Below are 18980 nucleotides of genomic sequence, written 5' to 3' on the forward strand. Positions count from 1 at the left end.
GCCCGTCAGGCCAGCGCCCAGGCGACATCCCTGAGCAGGGCCTGCCGCCAGCCCGCCCGGTCGTGGCCCGATGCCGACCTGGAGACCCGTACGGTCGCACCGGCCTGCTCCGTCAGGGCCTCGACCAGCTCGCAGTGGGGGCGCATGCGCGTCTCGTGCTCGCCCAGGTCGAACGCGATCCGCAGCCCGGACGGGGCGGGGCGCTCGCGCAGGCGCGCGGCGATGGCGCCGCCGCGCGGACCGCCCAGGGGGTCCGGCAGGTCCGCGGCCTCCGGCGTCCACCAGAACGACCCCGACTGGCAGGCGACCCGGGACACCAGCTCCGGGAACTCCGTCGCCGCGTACATCGCGCTCAGACCGCCGAGGCTCTGCCCGGCGACCACCAGCCGGTCGAGGACCGCGGGTACCCCGCTGTCCGCGACCAGGGGCAGCAGTTCGTCCCGTACCGCCTCCCACAGCTCGGGCCGGCAGCCGAACTCCGCCTGCCGGTCCTTGGTGGGCAGGAACACCAGTGTGGCCGGGGGCATGTCGCCGGCCTCGAAGGCCGCGTCGAAGGCGGTCATGGCCGGGTGCAGGTACAGCCAGTCGTCCCCGTCGAGCAGCAGGACCACCGGTCCGCCGCCGCCCACCGGGTGGACCCGTACGGTGCGCTTCCCGCCGAGCCGTTCACTGGCCCAGCGGATCCGGGTGCGCGGCAGCGGCAGTACGTCGTCGGCGCCCACGGCCGGCCAGTACGGCTGGGGCGGGACGTCCGGGGTGGCGACGATGGACCGGTCGCCGCCGGCCCGGACCGGGTTGAGCGGATCGGGGTACGACGATCCGTCATCCGCGAGGAACCGGTAGGTCACTCGGAGCCGGGCGGGCATGAGTACCTCGGCGTACCAGCAGTCCGTGTCGCGCCACCGGAGCAGCGGTACCGGATCGGACCAGCTCTCGAAGTCGATGACCGTGGGGGTGCCGCGCCAGAGGAACAGGGTGACCCAACCGCCGTCGCCGGAAGGCGCGGACGCGGGAGCCGCGGCCGCCCAGAACTCGTCGGTGCCGGGCGTGCCGGGCAGGTCGAACGCGGCGAAGGGGCTCTCCGAGCCGTCCTCGGCCAGGATCCGTTCGAGTGCACGCATCGGTGCCTCCTTGTGAGGGGGAAGGGGAAACGTTAAGCTTTATAATTAGGCGAGCCTAACCTAAGTGTGAGGCTCTCTTCATTCTCGATCGACCTTCCCTACGGGCACGGCGCCCGCTGTCGGACGGCGCGCACGCCGCACACCGACGCCACCTGCCGGTCCCATCGGGCTCCTGGAGGAACCCAGTATGAGCACCAACCCGTTCGACGATGCCGACGGCCGTTTCCTGGTCCTGGTGAACGACGAGGGTCAGCACTCCCTCTGGCCTTCCTTCGCCGACGCTCCCGGCGGGTGGACGGTCGCCCTCGCCGAGACCACCCGCGACGCGTGCCTGGAGTTCATCGAGTCGAGCTGGACCGACCTGCGCCCCCGGTCCCTCGCGGCGGCCGTCGAGGCCTGACCGGGATCACCCGGACGGGGTGAACGCCCCGACCGGGAACCGGTGTGGGTGTGCGGGTGGTTGTCGGCGGACCGCGCGAGGCTGGATCCAGGTGAATTAGGTTAGGCTAAGCTAACTGCGTAGGGATCCTGTGCGGATCGCACGTACGGCATCAGCGGGGGAGGGGATCGTCATGGGCCTGCCGGCCATCGGCTCCTACCCCATGCCCGATCGCGCCGCCCTGCCCCGCTCCTGCGCGTCCTGGGCCATCGACCCCGGCCGCGCCGCACTGCTGGTCCACGACATGCAGAACCACTTCGTGGGGGAGCTCCCCACGGACCGGTCCCCGGTCGTGGAACTCGTGGAGAACATCGCGGCCCTTCGCGCCCTCGCCACGGCACTCGGCATACCGGTCGTCTTCACCGCCGAGCCGGCCGCCCAGCCGCCCGGCCAGCGCGGCCTGGCCGCGGACATCTGGGGGCCGGGCATCGGTGACGGAAACGATGCCGCCGCGATCATCCCGCCGCTCACCCCGCGGCCGGGCGAGCGCGTGCTGGCCAACGTGCGCCACAACGCCTTCCTCCGCAGCCACTTGGGGAGGCTGCTGCGTTCGGAGGGGCGCGACCAGTTGATCGTCTGCGGGGTCCACGCCCACCTCGGCGTCCTGCTGACGGCCGCGGACGCCTTCATGAACGACATCCAGCCCTTCGTGGTCGCCGACGCCGTGGCCGACTTCTCCGCCGAGGAGCACGCGATGGCCCTGCGCTGGGCCGCCCGCAGCGCGGTCGTGTGTACGACCGAGACCCTGCTCCGCGAACTGTTGCTCGGCGGCGGGTCCCGAGACGTGCGCAAGGACGCCTGAGCCGATCCCGCCGACGCCCGCACGACGTCTTGGCCCGTACCCCGTCTACGCCCGCACCCCGCCGGCGCCCGCACCACGGCGCCGACCCGCGCCCGAGGCGCGCACACGAACCGAGAGAGAGCGGAAGAACATGACCGTACGGGTCGCGGTGGCCGGTGCCAGCGGCTACGCGGGCGGGGAGCTGCTCCGCCTGCTGAGCTCGCATCCCGGCGTGGAGATCGGTGCGTTGACCGCGCACAGCAGCGCGGGGCGTCCGCTGGGGTCCGTACAGCCGCAGCTCCCGGAGTTCGCCGACCGGATCCTCCTGGACACCTCCGCCGCCTCCCTGCGCGGCCACGACGTGGTGTTCCTCGCGCTGCCCCACGGCCAATCGGCCGCGCTGGCGGAGGAGTTGGAGCCGGGCACGCTGGTGGTGGACTGCGGCGCCGACTTCCGGCTGCGGGACGCGGCCGCCTGGGAGCGGTTCTACGGCAGCGCCCACGCCGGCACCTGGCCCTACGGCCTGCCGGAACTACCGGGAGCCCATGCGGAGTTGAAGGGCGCCACGCGGATCGCCGTTCCCGGCTGCTACCCCACGGCGGTCACCCTGGCCCTGTTCCCCGCCTACGCGGCGCAGCTGGTCGAGCCCGAGGCCGTCATCGTCGCCGCCAGCGGAACCTCCGGAGCCGGACGCGCGCTCAAGACGCACCTCCTCGGCACCGAAGTGATGGGCTCCATGAGCCCGTACGGAGTCGGCGGCGGCCACCGGCACACCCCGGAGATCGCCCAGAACCTGTCCCGCGCGGCCGGCGAGCCCGTGGGGGTCTCCTTCACGCCCACCCTGGCACCCATGCCCCGGGGCATCCTCGCCACCTGCTCGGCCCGGCTGCGCCCGGTCGCCGGCACCTCGGCGATCCCCTCGGAGGCCGAGGTGCGCGCCGCGTTCGAAGCCGCGTACGCCGACCAGCCGTTCGTACGGCTGCTGCCGCCCGGCCAGTGGCCCACCACCGCCGCGGTCCTCGGCTCGAACACCGCGCAGGTGCAGCTCGCCGTGGACCCGGACGCCCGCAGGCTGATCTGCGTGAGCGCCATCGACAACCTGACGAAGGGCACCGCCGGTGGCGCGGTGCAGAGCATGAACATAGCCCTCGGCCTGCCGGAACGGCTGGGCCTGCCCACGAATGGAGTGGCTCCGTGAGTGTGACCGCCGCCCTGGGATTCCTGGCGGGCGCCGTGCGCGCCGGCATCAAGGAGTCCGGTGACCCGGACCTGGCCCTGGTGGTGAACCGGGGGCCGTCGCGCGCCGCCGCCGGTGTCTTCACCTCGAACCGCGTGCAGGCCGCGCCCGTACGCTGGTCCCGACGCGTGCTCGCCGACGGGCGGATCTCCGCCGTCGTCCTCAACTCCGGTGGCGCGAACGCCTGTACGGGTCCCGGCGGTGCCGAGGACGCGCAGGCGATGGCGGAGTGCACCGCGGCGGCCGTCGAGGTCGCCCCGGCCGAGGTCGCGGTCTGCTCCACCGGCCTGATCGGCATCCGGCTCCCGATGGACCGGGTGACGGCCGGCATCGACGCCGCCGCGGACCGGCTGTCGCCCGAAGGCGGCGAGGAGGCGGCCGTCGCGATCAAGACGACGGACTCCGTCCACAAGACGGCGGTGGCCACCGGCCCCGGATGGACGGTGGGGGGCATGGCGAAGGGCGCGGGAATGCTCGCCCCGGGACTCGCCACCATGCTGGTCGTCCTGACCACGGACGCCGACGCGAGCGCCGACGTACTCGACGCGGCGCTGCGCGAAGCGGTGCGCACCACGTTCGACCGGGTGGACTCGGACGGCTGCATGTCCACCAACGACACCGTCCTGCTGCTCGCCTCGGGCAGCTCGGGCATCGTGCCCGCACCCGCGGAGCTCACCGCGGCCGTGCACGCCGTGTGCCGGGACCTGGCGCTCCAGTTGGTCGCGGACGCCGAAGGCGCGTCCAAGGAGATCGAGGTGGCCGTCGTCGGCGCGGCCTCGGAGGCGGACGCGGTGGAGGTGGGCCGGTCGGTGGCCCGCAACAACCTCCTCAAGTGCGCGCTGCACGGCGAGGACCCGAACTGGGGCCGGGTGCTGTCCGCGATCGGCACGACCTCGGCGGTCTTCGACGCGGACCGGCTGGACGTGGCGATCAACGGCGTCTGGGTGTGCCGGGACGGAGCCGAGGGAGAGCCCCGGGACAAGGTCGACCTGGCGGACCGCCGGATCACCATCACCGTGGACCTGCGCTCCGGTGACTCCTCCGCCGTCATCTGGACCAACGACCTGACGGCCGAGTACGTGCACGAGAACAGCGCCTACAGCTCTTGAACGGGGCCGAGATGACGGCGGAGACGATGTCGAAGCAGACGCGGGATGCCGCCGTGCCGGTCACCGTGCCGGTCACCGTGCCGGCCCCCCGGGACCTGCCCTGGCTGGAGCAGCTCCAAGGCCGGACGATCGTCGTCAAGTTCGGCGGCAACGCGATGGTGGACCCGTCCGCGCACCGGACGTTCGCCCAGGACGTGGTGGAGCTCTGGCACGCGGGCCTGCGGCCCGTCGTCGTCCACGGCGGCGGTCCGCAGATCAGCGCGCTGCTCGACCGGCTCGGCCTGGAGACGCGCTTCGAGGCCGGACTGCGGGTGACCACGCCGGAGACGATGGACGTGGTGCGCATGGTGCTCACCGGCAAGGTCCAGCGCGAACTGGTCGGGGCCATCAACGCCCACGGGCCGTTCGCCGTGGGCCTGTCGGGCGAGGACGCCCACACGATGACCGCCGTACGCCGTCCGGCCTGGGTCGACGGCCTGCCGGTGGACATCGGCCTGGTCGGCGACATCGTGGACGTGGACGGCGCGACGATCGCCGGGCTGCTGGAGCAGGGCCGCATCCCCGTCGTCTCGCCCGTCGCGCGCGGTGAGGACGGCCAGGTCTACAACGTCAACGCCGACCTCGCGGCCTCGGCCCTGGCCGTGGCCCTCGGGGCCGACCGGCTGGTGGTGATGACCGACGTCGAAGGGCTGTACGCGGACTGGCCGCACAGCACCGAGGTGATCGACCGCCTGACGGCCGGTGAACTGGACGCCCTGCTGCCGGAGCTCGCGAGCGGCATGCTCCCCAAGATGGAGGGCTGCCTGCGCGCCGTACGGGCAGGCGTCGCCAAGGCGCAGGTCATCGACGGCCGGGTGCCGCACGCGCTGCTGCGCGGAGTCCTCACCGAGGACGGACCCGGCACCACGGTGGTGCCGGACGAGGAGACCGGCCCCGAGGGGCCGGGCGGCGACGAGGGGGACGGCGCGTGACCGCCGACAGCACGACGACACCGCTCGCCGACCGCTGGCGCGCGGTGATGATGGACACCTACGGCACCCCCGCGCTGGCCCTGGTCAGGGGCGAGGGCAGCACGGTCTGGGACGAGGACGGCCGCGCGTACACGGACTTCACCGGCGGGATCGCCGTCAATGCCCTCGGGCATGCCCACCCCGCCCTGGTCTCGGCCGTCCAGGACCAGGTCGCCCGGCTCGGCCACGTGTCGAACCTGTTCGTCTCGGAGCCGGCCGTCGCGCTGGCGGAACGGCTGCTGGCCCTGCTGGACAGGCCGGGCCGGGTGTTCTTCGCCAACTCGGGCGCGGAAGCGGTCGAGGCCGCCTTCAAGATCGCCCGCCGGACCGGACGCCCGCACCTGGTCGCGACGGAGGGCGGGTTCCACGGGCGCACCATGGGGGCGCTGGCCCTCACCGGCCAGCCGCCCAAGCGCACCCCCTTCCTGCCCCTGCCCGGGGAGGTCACGCACGTTCCGTACGGGGACACGGCGGCGCTCCGCGCGGCCGTCACCGAGCACACGGCCGCCGTCGTACTCGAACCCCTGCAGGGCGAGGCCGGAGTCGTCCCCGCGCCCGCGGGCTACCTGCGCGCGGCCCGCGAGATCACCCGCGCCACGGGCACCCTGCTCGTACTGGACGAGGTGCAGACCGGGATCGGCCGTACCGGCCACTGGTTCGCGCACCAGGCGGAGCCGGGCGCGGAGCCGGACGTGATCACCCTGGCCAAGGGGCTGGGCGGCGGACTGCCGATCGGCGCCACGGTCGCCTTCGGCCCCGCCGCCGAGCTGCTGACCCCCGGTCAGCACGGCTCCACCTTCGGCGGCAACCCGGTGGCGTGCGCGGCCGGGCTCGCCGTCCTGGAGACCATCGAGAAGGAAGGGCTGCTCGCCCACGCCGCGCGGGTGGGGGAGCGGCTGAGGCTCGGCATCGAGGCGCTGGAACACCCCTTGGTCCGAGAAGTCCGGGGCGCCGGCCTGCTCCTGGGCATCGTCCTCGCCGAGCCGGTCGCCGCACGGGTCCAGCGGGCCGCGCAGGACGCCGGGTTCCTCGTGAACGCGGCGGGCGCGGGCGTCGTACGGCTGGCTCCCGCCCTGACCCTGCCGCGGGAGCGGGCCGATGCCCTGGTGGCGGCGCTGCCCGCGATCCTCGACGCCTCGTAGGGCGGCCGGCGGTACGTACGGCTAGGGGCGGGCCCTTCAGGGGCCCGCCCCTTCGCCGTATGGGCGTCTCGACGGCTAGAGGGCGCGGGACAGGACGCGTGCGCCTCGGGCGGGGTCCAGGGACCGGGCCCAGTCGGCGGGCGCCAGGCTGGGGCAGGCGGGGACGAAGCCGTGGAGGAGGAAGAGGCGGCCGCTGCCGGTCGTCGCCGTGAAGAGCGTGGCCAGGGAGCGGTTGCGGGCCCTGGCGACCGCCGCGTGCAGGAGCCGGGCGCCCATGCCCGAGCCCTGCCGGTGGGCCGCGACGCAGAAGTTGTACAGCACGCCGGCGGCGGGGTGTTCGCGCAGACCGAGGCAGCCTTCGAGGGTTCCGTCGGGTGCTTGCGCGACGAGGAAGTCGGACGCCCGGGAGAGGTAGAGGGAGAGCGGGCGTTCGCGGAGCGCCCCCGCGTGGACGAACGGCCGGGAGAGGGCGGCGAGCGCCGGGCCGTCGTCCCGGCGCGCCGGGCGCACCGAGAACTCGGGGACCCCGTGCCGCCGGGGGGCGGGGGCGGGGGTGCGGGGCGGCAGGGTGGCGTGCGCGGCGGCAGGGGGCAGCGTGGCCGTGGTCAAGGTGTTCCTTCCTCGGTTCCGCCATGTGCGGGGGCGGGTGCCTCCCGGACGGGCTCCAGAGCGGATTCCGAGGGGACTCCGCGTCGGAATCCAAGGGGACTCCAAGGCGCTGGGCTCGCCGGAGGCTCCCCGGCGGAACGGTCGAAGTAAGGGTAGCCTTACCTAGATGGCGGAGCCAAGTCGGCTCGTACGGACGGCGCGGGCCGCCACGTAGCCGGGGAAGGCCGGCACATCGGCGACGGCCCATCCCGGCGGAGCCGAGGGGGCGGCGCCGGTGCCCACGTACGTCAGGGCCGGGTTCCCGCCGAGGCCGATGCCGACTCCCTTGAGGTAGGCCTCCTTCCGGGACCAGCAGCGGGCCACCGCGGCGGGGCGCTCGCCGGCCGACAGCGCCGACAGCTCGGCGCGCTCGTCAGGATGGAGAACCCCCGCCAGTTCGGACACCAGTTGGGCGGCCAGCGCCGGGGCCGGCCGCTGCTCCACGTCCACGCCGACCGGACTGTCCGCGAAGGCCACCAGTACGGCGTCCCCCGCGTGCGACAGCGAGAAGTGCAGCGGTACGCCGGGCACGGCAGGGCGGCCGTGCGGCGCCCCGCAGCCGGGGCACGGCTCACGGAAGAAGCGCACCTGCGCCGGGTCCTGGCCGAGCCGGTCGCCCAGCAACTGCCGCAGCACGACGTGGGCGACCCGGTACTGGTCCCGGTCGGAAGCGCGCCTGATGCCCTGGAGCCGGGCCCGCTCGTCGCCGTCGAGCATCCCCTCCAACTCCCGCGCCCGATCCGCGTACAGGCTCACCCGCACCGCCCACAGCTCCGGTCCGGGCGAGCTGAGCCAGGGCGTGGCCGGGGCGTCCGGGCCGGGGGCCGGGTCCGGTACGGCCGTCATCCGCACGGGCGACCGGGGTAGTCGTCGCCTTCGGGGGCCCCGGCCTCGCGCATCCGGCACATGACCTCGCCGAGGAAGGTGTCGTCCACGTCCACGGGCATGTTGAACTCCCGGTCGAACACGAAGGAGTCACCCGCGCCCGCGTGCCAGATCACCCAGCGCGGCGGCACGGCGGGCGACTCCCACAGCGGCGAGAACCGTTCCAGCACACTGGTCTGACCACTAACGCCACTCACATCACTAACGCCACTCACACCGATCACAGCTTTCCCGCATCCGTCGTCGTCTGCTGTCCGTCGACAAAGGTCTCCACGACCTCGATCGCGCCGATCCGGGAGGGATCGACGTACCGCGGGTCGTCACCCAGGACGACCAGGTCGGCGCGCTTCCCCGGGGTGAGGCTGCCGGCGCTGTCGTCCCACCGGCAGGCGTACGCACCGGCGACCGTGTAGGCGCGCAGCGCCTCCTCGACGGTGACCGCCTCGCCGGGCCCGATCGCCCGCCCGGAGGCGGAGGCGCGCTCGACCATGAACTGGATCGCCCGCAGCGGGGCCCCATCGGTGACGGGCCGGTCCGAACTCCCCACGAGCGTCACCCCGTGGTCCAGGAACCCGCGCCCCCGGTACATCCAGGGCGCCCGCTCCTCTCCCATCACGTCCGCGTAGTCGTCCCCGAAGGAGTGGAGGAAGGTCGGCTGGACGACCGCGCTGACGCCCAGGCGTGCGAAGCGCGGGAGCTGGTCGGGGCGGATCAGCCCGGCGTGTTCGATCCGGTGCCGCGCGTCCGGGCGGGGCCGCAGCCGCTGCGCCTGCTCCAGCGCGTCGAGCGCGAGGTCGGCGGCGCGGTCCCCGATGGCGTGGACGGCGAGCTGCCAGCCGGCGAGGTGGCCGTCCACGATGAGCCGGGTGAGACGGTCGGGGTCGTCCTGGAGCTGACCGGTGTGGTCCGTGCCCGCGTACGGGGCGGTGAGCGCGGCGGTGCGCGCCATCATCCCGCCGTCGGTGTAGATCTTGAGCGCCCCCAACGACAGCCAGTCGTCGCCGAACCCGGTGCGCATGCCCAGGTCCAGAGCCCGGGGGATCCCGTCCTCCCGGTGCGCTTCGCGCGGCCGCAACGTATCGCCCGCGGGCATGAGCTGCACCCGCAGGGGCAGCCTCCCCTGGTCCCGCAGCAGCTGGTACGCACCGAGCTCCACCGGGCTGTGCCCGAGCAGCCCGCCCCCGATGCCCGCCTCGGCGACGGCGGTCACGCCTTCGGCGAGGCAGGTCCGGGCCGCGCGTTCGACGGCGTCGGCGATCTCGTCCTGCCCGTACGGCAGCCGGAGCCGCCGCGCGGCGGTCATGGCACCCTCGGCCAGAAACCCGTCCTGGTGTGGAACACCGGCGGGAAGCAGCCCCAGCACCGCGCTGTTCACGACACACCCGTGACCCGAGTCGTGCATCAGGAACACCTTGCGCCCACGGCTGACCGTATCCAGCTCGGCGGCCGTCAGGTGCCGCCCCAGAGCCCGCTGGTCGTAACCCATGACATCGACCCAGGCCCCGTCCCCACCCGCAGAACGGGAGACCGCCTCCGCCACCACGGCCAGCACGTCCTCGACCCGCTGGCACGGGGCGACGCTCGGGGTGCTCTGCTTCAGCCCGGTCCAGGCCAGGTGCACATGACTGTCGATGAACCCGGGCAGCAGGGTGGCACCCTGCAGATCGACGACCTCCCGAGCCGGCAACGAGGCGACATCCTCGTCGAGCCCCACGATCCGCCCCCGCCAGATCCCCAGCGTGTGGGCGACAGGACGATCCGGATCCATGGTGATGATGTTCGCGTTGGTCAGCCTCGAACACAGCATGCGTAGTCCGTCCGTTGCAGGGGCCCGTCAGACCGCCACAACGGGTTCCGGGCCGCGCACCAACAGCAGCCGGGTCCAACTTAGGTAAGGCTAACTGAATGCTCTTGGCCTGGTCAATGTGCGGGCTGTGGTACCCATCCGTGCTCGGCCACGACGGGAGTGGACCACGAGGGTGATCGGCACGTTCAGCTCCGGGCCTCCGCGGCTGGAACCAAGGTGCGGAGCTTCTCGCGGGTTTCCGGGTCGGTGGAGTAGACGATCGTTCCGATCATGCCCCGTGTCAGCAGCACCTTGTAGGTGTTGCGGACGAGGCGGTCGACGTCCTCGTCAGGAGTGGCCTTGGTGAAGGAAGGGTCCTTGGACGCGGTCCGGTCGACGACCCAACGGTCCGTGCGCCAGACGAGGTCCTGGCCCATGATCACCCCTGACCAGTCGTACTCGAAGCCCTGCGCGGTGTAGACACAGCCGACCTGCCCGAACCCCGCGGGGTCGGTGGCCCAGAGCGGTGCCGGAGGTGCACCGAGCAGGGAGCGGTCTCCGTACAGGTTCCAGGGCTTCGACCAGCCGCCGATGACGACGTCCGCAGGCAGTGACGTCATGGCCGGTGTGATCTTCGTCGTCCACTTCCAGCAGTACCCCGCCGACATTCGGGCCTCGAAGCCCTGGGTCCGCTGCTCCGACAGCAAGTCCTCCAGTTCCTGCGGACTGCCGGCCGTCAGCAGGCGCACCTTGCCGTCCGGCTCCCACACGGTGGGCGTGCTTCCTTCGAGGCCCAGCAGGTCCACCACCCAGCGGAGGTAGGCGTCGCTGCCGCCGCAGCGGAACTGGCTGTCCAGTTCGACCACCGTGCACTCCAGACCTTGCTCGGCGGCTGCCTCCCGGATCTCTTCCACGGTGCCCATCTCGCCGGGGCGTACCACCTGGTGCTGGTCCAGGAAGAACACAGGCACCCGGGCGGCGTCGATCAGCTCCGCCACCTGAGGGCGGCCGGTGCGCAGGGCGGCCTTGGTGTAGCGATTGGCGGAGGTCTTGCGCAGCCGGTGGGCCTCGTCGCAGACGAGAACGTCGAGATCGTTGGGTTCGGCGTCCATGAAGCTGTTGAAGTAGCTGAAGAGCTTCTGTACCTCGGGCTTGCGGGCTCCCGCGACCTTCCGCATCGTCTTGGTGAACGAGGCCGATCCGGTGGCGTGCAGGGCGGGCACCCCGCGCCGATAGAGGTCGCCCAGCAGGGACAAGGCGATCACGCTCTTGCCGGAGCCCGGACCACCGGCCACCACGATCACCTGCTTGTGGTTGGACCTCCGTGCCTTGCGGACCGCGGACATCACCGTCTCGTAGGCGAGCCGCTGCTCAGCCAGCAGGACGAACTGCTCCCGGTTGCGCACCTCTTCGGCAGCGACGGCCATCAGCTGCTTGGACGGCCTCACTTTGCCCTGGAGCAGGGCGTCGGCGGCTTCGGCGCCCGGCTTCGGCGCCAGCACCGAGCGCAAGTAGTCGAGGAAGGCCCCGCGCTGCTCACCGGTGAACATCCTGCCTCGACGGTCTTCCGTGACGCCCCGCAGCCCCGCCACGCCGAATTCGGTCGCGTTGTGCAGGTACGCCACGCCGGCGATCGAATCCGGTGCCTGGTCCAACGCCCCGTTGAACGACACCAGGTAGTCGCAGTAGCCCCGCACCTGCTCGATCGGGTTCAGGACGGGCTGCGGGTACGCGTCGATGCGGCACCGCAGGGGGTCGTCGTCCTCCGGGTAGGCGTTGCTCCACTGCTTGAGCTCGACCACCACGTACGACGGTCCGCCGGTAGCCGGATGCACGCCGGCCAGTACTACGTCCGCGCGCTTGCTCGTGAGCGGCAGTCCGTACTCCAGCAGCATCTCCACCTCGCCGAGCCCTGCTTCGACCAGCGCGTTGGTGAGCGCCGGGATGCTTCGGTCCCAGGAGCGCACCTCCGACGGGTGGGGCCTGTGGCGGTGCTTGTGCAGGAAGTTCTCACTCAGGAGGTCTGCCAGCCGTCCTTCGACGTGGGTGCGGGTGGCCAACGACGCCGCGGACTCACGGAATAGCAAGGAAATGCCCCCAGGCAGCACGAAGTAGCTCGTGCGGGTGGGGGCATTTCCTTCAGTTCCATGGAAGTGGAGCGGAAGCCCGGCGGGCCGCTGAGATGGTCATCGCAATCCTAGAACAGGAAGCGGATCATGTCCGCGGCGAGTCGGGTGGCGACCTCATGCCCGAAGCACCGACAGAGGAATTGGCTGAAACGGCGCTCTTTCCCGAAGCGTCCGGGTTGCTGATCCTGCCCATGAAGTGGTGGGCGAGGACAGTGCCAAGGGGGAGCCGTCATGTCCGAACCGCTGTACGTTCCCGTCCTGCCGACCCGGCCGCACGCCACGGCGGCCTATCGGGGCCTTTGGCCGGATGCTCAGAACGCCGTGATGCCGGTGTGGAGCCTTCCGCCTCGCCCCGGATTGTCGCGAACCGATCTGGCAACGGCCATCCGTAAGGACCTGGCCCTGGTGGTCCAAGCTCAGCGCTACCAACAGGCCTGGCTGGACGCGCCTTTCGCCGTCGACTCGGAGGTCGGCGTACTCGCAGAGCTGTTACGGGAGGCCAGCTCGCGGGGGCCGCTACGCCCAGTGACCGGGCCGGGCCGCCCAGCGGGCCAGCAGGCTGCGGCGCTTGCCATCGCTCGGGTGTCGGGCTACGGCCTCGGAATCCGAGTGACCGTTCCTGGAGAGTGGGGGAGTGGTACGACGGACGACGTACGCGACCTGCTGGCGCGAGCCGATCTCGCGGTCCAAGTGGACCTTCTCCTTGACCTCGGCACGGTACGAGCCGACCGGCCTGACGCGGTCAAGGAAGCACTGAGGGCCCTGGACGCACTCGTCCCCCTGGCCCCCTGGCGGACCGTGGCTCTGCTGAGCAGCGGTTTCCCCGAGGTGACCGCCGACGCTCTTGAGCGGGAGGCGTTCGAAGAACCGCGCATGGACTGGGGCATGTGGCGGGACATAGCGGCCAGCGGCCGTGCCTACCTGCCCATCCTCAGGTACGGCGATTACGGAATCCAGCCCGCGTCCGCCCTGGCCCGCGTCCCACGGGCGGCCGGGGGAGGGCCGCCTTGGGGCTGTCTCCGGTACACGACGGACCAATCGTTCGTCATCGCCAGAACGATGGCCCGCGGAGACGGCCGGGCGGCCCACAATCGGGCAGCTGCTCGACGGTTCCTCGAACTACCGGATTTCCGTGGCCCGGGAGCCAGCGGTGGCGAAGTCTGGCTGAGGAACTGTGCGCACGGCTCGGGCGGGGTCGGCACGTTCGGAACGTGGCTCACTGTCGGAAACATCCAGCACATGGCGTTCGCGGTCCGGAGCCTGTGACTCTGCGGGCAGGGTGGTGATGGCTCAGGCGCCGTGTGCACGCTTCGGCGAGCAGATCTCAGGTGGCTGATCCCGTGTTGAAGCGCACGGGTTCCCGCAAGGCTCTGCGTGCACCGTCGAAGTCGGCCAGCCGGGCCGCGACTGTAGCCACTGCGACCCGCTGTGGCAGCGCGGCCGAGAACTTCAGGCCGTTCACCGCCCGGTGATCGACGTCCGGCAGTACCAATACGGTGCCGCCGTCGGTCCCTTCGAGAGCGAGACGCCACATCTCGGGTGTCAGATCCTCCCGTAGCCGGACGCAGCAGTCCGTCGGGCGCTGAACGGGGTCGGCGATCGAGGGGAGTGTTGCCGCAAGGGTGGCATTCGCGCGGTAGCCGGCCCAAGTCCACCAGCGGACGTCATTTCCCAGACGCGTGACGAGAGACCCGGCGGGATGTACCAACTGCGGAGCGTCCTCTTCGCGCCATTCGGCAAGGCAGACCTCTGCCCGCCGAGTGAGAGACGCCAGGGGGGCTGAGCCAAGGAGCACCTCGCGCATCGCCCGCGTCAAGGCATAGGAAAGGCCGGCGAGAGACCCGCTCGTCCATTTGGCGATACCGCCGCTGTCGACCGGCTCGACGAAGACCCGCTTGCGGCCCCAATCGATGTACGTCACCTGCCAGCTGCGCCCTCCGAGGAGCAGCCGACGCGGTCCGGGCCTCTCCTCGGTCAGCACGGAAGGGTCGGTCTGGCCGATCTCGGTGCGCCCGGACAGCACCGTGAACTGCGGAGGTGCGGTGAAGGATGCGGTCAGCTCGATGAAATGCCGTCGCCCGAAACGCCGTTCCGCTTCGGGGCCGATGAACAGCATTCCGCCGTCCTCGTCGAGGAACCCCTCATCCAGCAGATGGCGCAGCACCGGAGCCGCCGAGCGGTCGAAGGGGGCGAGACCGTTCCACATCTCGTGCCACAACTGGTCACCGATCCGGTGCCGCTGGAGCGTGACGGCCAGGATCTGCTGCGCCACGAGGTGATGTGGCTGCGGTGGAGGGGTCACCGGCTCGACCCAGCCGCGTCCCCAGAGGAGTAGCAGCGCGGCGGCCTGCAAGAAGGTGTCTTTATCGGTGGCGAGGAGGAGACAGTTTCGCGTGCTTCCCGGGCGCCTGCCGGTGCGGCCGATGCGTTGGAGGAAGGAGGCCACCGTGCGGGGCGAGTCGATCTGGATGACGCGGTCCAAGTCGCCGACATCGATGCCCAACTCGAGAGTGGAGGTGGAGACGATCACGCAGTCGCGCGCCTCTGCGAAGGCCTGCTCGGACCGGGCCCTCTCCTCGGCGGACAGGGAGGCGTGAGAGAGGAACACCGTCACCTCGCGCGCCCGCAAGGCCGCCCCCAGCTCCTCCACCTGCCGCCTGGACTCGCAGAACACCAAGCGCTTCTCGCCACGATGCAGGGCAGCGATGATCTTGGACGCGTTGTCCAGCGAGCCCACGTAGTCCAGCTCCACCTCACCCGCGGGGGGTGCGCTCCGGGGGCTCGCGGGAGGGGCCGCGTCAGGCGCCGCTTCAGGAGTCGGCGCGACGGGGAGATCCGGTGCGATGACCTGCCCCGGACGCTTCCCCGCGCCCGATCCCTGCAGCCACGTGAGGAGCTGCTGAGGATTCCCGACCGTCGCAGACAGGCCGATTCGCTGGATGGGGTGACCAGTGACCTCCTCCAGCCGTTCCAGGACCGCCAGCAGGTGCCAGCCCCGGTCGTCACCCGCGAAGGCGTGCACCTCGTCCACCACGACCGCCCGGATGCCGCCCAGCAAGTGGGCGTGGTCGGTCTTCACCCCGATGAGCATCGCCTCCAGCGATTCGGGCGTGGTGAGCAGGATGTCGGGTGAGTCGGTGCGGATGCGCCTGCGCTGCGACTCCTTCGTGTCCCCGTGCCACAGTTCGGCGCGGCGGCCGAGCCATTGAGCGTACGAGTCGACGCGTGTGACCAGGTTGTTGAGCAGCGCCTTCAGCGGACACAGGTAGAGAACGGACGTCCCGGACCAGCCGTCTCGGGACATGGCCGAAAGGATCGGCAGACAGGCGGCCTCGGTCTTGCCCCCTGCCGTGGGCGCCAGGAGCACGGCATCTTCCCCGTCCATGAGGGGGTTGATCGCGGCCCGCTGCAGAGGCCGCAGGTCGGGCCACCCGAGGGTGTTCACCACGTGGTGGAGGATCACCGGGTCGAGCCGGTCCACGGGGTCCGGGTCGCGCGCGGTGACCGGCATGCCGTGCGAGTCTGCGCCGCCACCCGTCCCGGATCCGTCCATCACAGCTCCAGGTCGATGGCGTCGGCCGACCCCGAACCGGCGAGATTGCGTTCCACGTCAGTGAGCTCACTGCTCGCCACCGTGAGCCGGTAGTGCCGGCGCGGATCAAAGTCCTCGAACTGGTCCACGCGGTCTAGGACGTCACCGACCAGCTTCTTCAGGAACAGCCGTGGAGCCACACCCACCTTCCCCCCGAGCGCTCCGCCGACGGCACGCGCGAGGTCGCCGACGTACGCATCGTCGGCGAGGGCCTTGACGCGCTCGGGGGAGGAGGCCCCCTGCACGTACAGGTCCCGGATGGTCACCCCGAGATCGACCAGGGAGTCCTGGGTGAAGCCGGGCAGGCGCAGCTGGACCGCACGCGGATTGTCGAAGCGGGGGTCGGTCGTGAAATCGGTGGCCAGTCGCTGGGCGAGCGGAGCCAGACGCTGGACACCCTGCTGGCCGTCGTAGAAGGCCGGAGTGCCCGTGATCACGAGATAGAGACCGGGGAACCGGCCGGAGTGCACTTCGTCGATGAGTTGCCGAAGGGCGTTCAACGCCTTGTCCCGCGCATCCGAGCGGACCCGCTGAAGGGTCTCGACCTCGTCGAGGACGACGAACAGACCCTTGTGACCGGAGTCGCGCAGCACGGTCAGCAGCCCTTGAAGGAAACCGAACGCCCCGAAGTGGTCGAGGTCGCCGCGGACCCCCGCGGAGCGGCGGGCAGAGGCCGCCACATGGGGCTGTCCGCCAAGCCAGGCCAGGACGGCCGCCGCCGTTGCCTCGTCGCCCTGGGCGAGAGCCGATCGGTAGCCGCGCAGGGCCGTCGCGAAGGACGGGGCATGCCGGGACACTTCGGCCAGCCGCGCGGTCAGGAGCTTCTCGACCTCGTCCGGGAGTTCGTCCTCGCTCGCGCCGGCCGCGAGGACGTCCTCCTCCAGGGCGTAGAACCAGGCGTCGACGACCGGACGGAGCGCGCTGGGCGGGAAGCTGGGCGTGGCCAGCCGCTCGGTGAGGCGCCGGTAGACCGTCTCCAGTCTGTGCAGCGGCGTCTCGGTCTCCGAGATCTGGATCTCGGAAACGGCGAACCCCTTCCGCTTGGCCCGCTCACCCAGCCACCGGGTGAAGAAGGTCTTGCCGGACCCGTACTCACCCCGCACGGCCTTGAACACCGACCCCCCCGAAGCGACCCCGTCCAGCTCGGCGTCGAGCGCGGACTCGAACCGGTCGAGGCCCGTGGCCAGGAGGTCCAGTCCGCTCTCGGGTACGGCACCGCGCCGCAGGGCGTCGATGGCGGTTCGCCTGCGGGCAGCGGAGACAGAGGTGGGGCGAGGCTCGATCACCCCCTCAGTCTCCCATCCGGCCCGGCCTGCGCCCGCCGCCCGAGATCACTTCTGACGCAGGCTCCCGTACCCCAGATTGCTGGTCAGGTACGTGACGAACTCACTGCTCTTCGCAGTTTTGTCCGGACCCCAGCCGCGCTCCTGCTGGAAGCTCTCGAACTGCTCCAGGAGAGCGTTCCAGAGTGATTCCAGCTTCGCGGGAAGCGGGAACACGTCCTCGCGGGCCGCATTGTTCAGACGGTCCGGCCGGTTGAATACGGTGCCGACCAGATCGGTGGCTCCGAGCATGGCCAGGTAGAAATGAAGATTGGTGTACTGCGAGCGCGAGATCGGTTCGGGCCGAGCCTGCAGGAACTCGTCCACCTGTCGTTGTGCCTTGGACAGCCACAGGTAGACCGGCAGTTCGGTCTTCTCCGAGAAGACGCGCCGGTAGTCCGCGTCGGACTTCAGCAAGCTCGACGGACGGGCCCGTGCGTCATCGGGACGGCCGAGGGCCATGGCCATGACCGACTGTGCGAGCAGGGGAATGCTGATGATGCGATCGGTGGCCTTCCCCTGATTGCGGTAGAAGTTCTTCCGGCGGTCGTAGAACCACTCGTGCTCGAAGAAGTACGCCTCGATCTGACGCTGAATGTCGTCCGTGGCCCGCAGGGAGGCGACCGGTACCGACGTCTGGCGGTTGGTGGCCCGGATCACGGCGTCGCGGGCGGCCTGGTCCGCCGTGACGAGGATGCGCACCTGCACGAGCCGGCTGAACACGGCATCGGACGGATCGGTGCTGTACCGGTCGCTCAGCGTCTCGTGCAGGGTGTAGGACGTCTGGAGACCGTTGACGATCTGGACGTCCGACAGGCTGAGCCGCTTCCCGATGGACGTCGCCTGCGAGCAGACGATGGTGATGCCATTGTTCAGCCACCAGAATTCCGGGGCCTCCGGATTCAGGAGCGATGCGGTGATCTCACGGTTGACCTCGACGTTCCCCTGGTAGTCACGCACGTTCCAGTCGAAAATATGCGACTTGATCGTCCCGGAGGGATCGCTGAGGAAGTCGATGTAGTCCCCGAGGGCGACCAGTGCCACGTGGCTGGTGCCGTGCGTGATGCTCTCCATGTAGGGGAGCTCCAGCGTGTACGAGGGAAGCGTGCTCGCGCGCTTCCACAGTTCCGCCGGACCCAGGAACTCGACCTCACCGGTGGAGACGGCGAAGGCATTGCTGAACTGGGATTCCAGGAGCTTCGCCTTGGCCTGGACCTTGGCGTGCACCTCGCTCGCCTCACCGCGCGTCACGTAGGAGAACTTGATCAGCACCTTGGGGTGCCGCTTGAGCAGCCTCTGCAACGCGTCCTTGAAGAGCTTGAACCGCGCGATGAGGTCGTCCGAGTACAGGATGCTCAGGGCGGACTCGTCGGCCGAGAGATCGAGCAGCGTTGAGCAGGTCGAGGCCACCTTGTCCAGGGCGGTCTCGGAGAAGGCGGCAGTTTTCTTGGCCTGCACCAGCCACAAGGTCAGCTGGGTTCCCGATTCCACGTTCGTGGCGGCGGAGGAGTCGTGCAGGATGTCGCTGTCCTCGTGCAGGAGCCTGTTCCCGAGGAAGACGTAGACCCCGTCGAGACCGCCGTCGTCGGAGCCGCCCATGACTCCGGCTTCCACTTCCTCCTCGGACAGCCCGAATCCGTGCAGGGCGTGCTCGCAGGCAAAGCGCTCGAAGGCCGCGTCGAAGGACATGACGACGGTGCGGGAGTTCCGCCATTCCTCGACCATCTGGTCGATCAGGACGCGGTCATTGGCGCTCATGCATTCCTCGGATCATCAGTG

Annotated in this window: 16 protein-coding genes; 7 read left to right on the top strand and 9 right to left on the bottom strand. The window is 70.9% G+C overall.

The genetic code is table 11. The features are described from left to right. Positions 1-5: 5 nt before the first annotated feature. The gene (locus AC061S_RS06615) at positions 6-1121 is read right to left on the bottom strand and encodes an alpha/beta hydrolase-fold protein (RefSeq protein ID WP_478684890.1); all 1116 of its coding nucleotides are present in this window, start codon (positions 1119-1121) and stop codon (positions 6-8) included. Positions 1122-1308: 187 nt separating this feature from the next. Here AC061S_RS06615 and AC061S_RS06620 point away from each other — a divergent pair, with 187 nt between their 5' ends. The 6 genes from AC061S_RS06620 (at position 1309) to AC061S_RS06645 (ending at position 6839) form a co-directional block, all read left to right on the top strand. Next, the gene (locus tag AC061S_RS06620) at positions 1309-1521 is read left to right on the top strand and encodes an MbtH family protein (protein ID WP_243331582.1); all 213 of its coding nucleotides are present in this window, start codon (positions 1309-1311) and stop codon (positions 1519-1521) included. A 172-nt stretch (positions 1522-1693) separates the two neighbouring features. Further along, entirely contained in the window at positions 1694-2362 is a 669-nt protein-coding gene (locus AC061S_RS06625) for an isochorismatase family protein (protein ID WP_478684891.1), read from the top strand. 130 nt (positions 2363-2492) lie between these two features. After that, a complete protein-coding gene (gene argC, locus AC061S_RS06630) occupies positions 2493-3539 on the top strand; it encodes an N-acetyl-gamma-glutamyl-phosphate reductase (RefSeq protein ID WP_478684892.1) in 1047 nt (348 codons plus the stop codon). After that, entirely contained in the window at positions 3536-4687 is a 1152-nt protein-coding gene (argJ, locus tag AC061S_RS06635) for a bifunctional glutamate N-acetyltransferase/amino-acid acetyltransferase ArgJ (protein WP_478684893.1), read from the top strand. Before argC ends, argJ begins: the two co-directional genes overlap by 4 nt. Before the next feature lie 26 nt (positions 4688-4713). Further along, the gene (gene argB, locus AC061S_RS06640; protein ID WP_478684894.1) at positions 4714-5658 is read left to right on the top strand and encodes an acetylglutamate kinase; all 945 of its coding nucleotides are present in this window, start codon (positions 4714-4716) and stop codon (positions 5656-5658) included. 47 nt (positions 5659-5705) lie between these two features. Beyond that, complete coding sequence (locus AC061S_RS06645; protein ID WP_478684926.1) at positions 5706-6839, top strand: acetylornithine transaminase; 1134 nt, start codon at positions 5706-5708, stop codon at positions 6837-6839. 75 nt (positions 6840-6914) lie between these two features. Here the strand turns inward: AC061S_RS06645 and AC061S_RS06650 are convergent, their stop codons facing one another. The 5 genes from AC061S_RS06650 to AC061S_RS06670 form a co-directional block, all read right to left on the bottom strand. After that, a complete protein-coding gene (locus tag AC061S_RS06650) occupies positions 6915-7448 on the bottom strand; it encodes a GNAT family N-acetyltransferase (RefSeq protein WP_478684895.1) in 534 nt (177 codons plus the stop codon). A 162-nt stretch (positions 7449-7610) separates the two neighbouring features. Next, positions 7611-8333, bottom strand: coding sequence for a 4'-phosphopantetheinyl transferase family protein (locus AC061S_RS06655; RefSeq protein WP_478684896.1), 723 nt, complete (start codon positions 8331-8333; stop codon positions 7611-7613). Beyond that, the gene (locus tag AC061S_RS06660) at positions 8330-8569 is read right to left on the bottom strand and encodes a hypothetical protein (RefSeq protein ID WP_478684897.1); all 240 of its coding nucleotides are present in this window, start codon (positions 8567-8569) and stop codon (positions 8330-8332) included. Before AC061S_RS06660 ends, AC061S_RS06655 begins: the two co-directional genes overlap by 4 nt. Before the next feature lie 23 nt (positions 8570-8592). Then, a complete protein-coding gene (locus AC061S_RS06665) occupies positions 8593-10179 on the bottom strand; it encodes an amidohydrolase (RefSeq protein WP_478684898.1) in 1587 nt (528 codons plus the stop codon). A gap of 185 nt (positions 10180-10364) precedes the next feature. Continuing rightward, on the bottom strand, positions 10365-12245 hold the full coding sequence (locus AC061S_RS06670; protein ID WP_478684899.1) for a DNA/RNA helicase domain-containing protein: 1881 nt from the start codon (positions 12243-12245) through the stop codon (positions 10365-10367). Between the two features lie 273 nt (positions 12246-12518). Between AC061S_RS06670 and AC061S_RS06675 the strand changes: the two genes are divergently transcribed. Continuing rightward, on the top strand, positions 12519-13553 hold the full coding sequence (locus AC061S_RS06675) for a beta family protein (RefSeq protein ID WP_478684900.1): 1035 nt from the start codon (positions 12519-12521) through the stop codon (positions 13551-13553). 58 nt (positions 13554-13611) lie between these two features. Here AC061S_RS06675 and AC061S_RS06680 read toward each other — a convergent pair whose 3' ends face one another. The 3 genes from AC061S_RS06680 to AC061S_RS06690 are packed head-to-tail and all read right to left on the bottom strand — an operon-like array spanning position 13612 to position 18959. Further along, on the bottom strand, positions 13612-15798 hold the full coding sequence (locus tag AC061S_RS06680; protein WP_478684901.1) for a DEAD/DEAH box helicase: 2187 nt from the start codon (positions 15796-15798) through the stop codon (positions 13612-13614). A gap of 41 nt (positions 15799-15839) precedes the next feature. Next, positions 15840-17165, bottom strand: coding sequence for a BREX system ATP-binding protein BrxD (brxD, locus tag AC061S_RS06685; RefSeq protein WP_478684902.1), 1326 nt, complete (start codon positions 17163-17165; stop codon positions 15840-15842). Between the two features lie 45 nt (positions 17166-17210). Further along, entirely contained in the window at positions 17211-18959 is a 1749-nt protein-coding gene (locus AC061S_RS06690; RefSeq protein WP_478684903.1) for an AIPR family protein, read from the bottom strand. Between the last annotated feature and the right edge of the window lie 21 nt (positions 18960-18980).

The sequence above is a fragment of the Streptomyces sp. CA189 genome, from assembly GCF_056428985.1.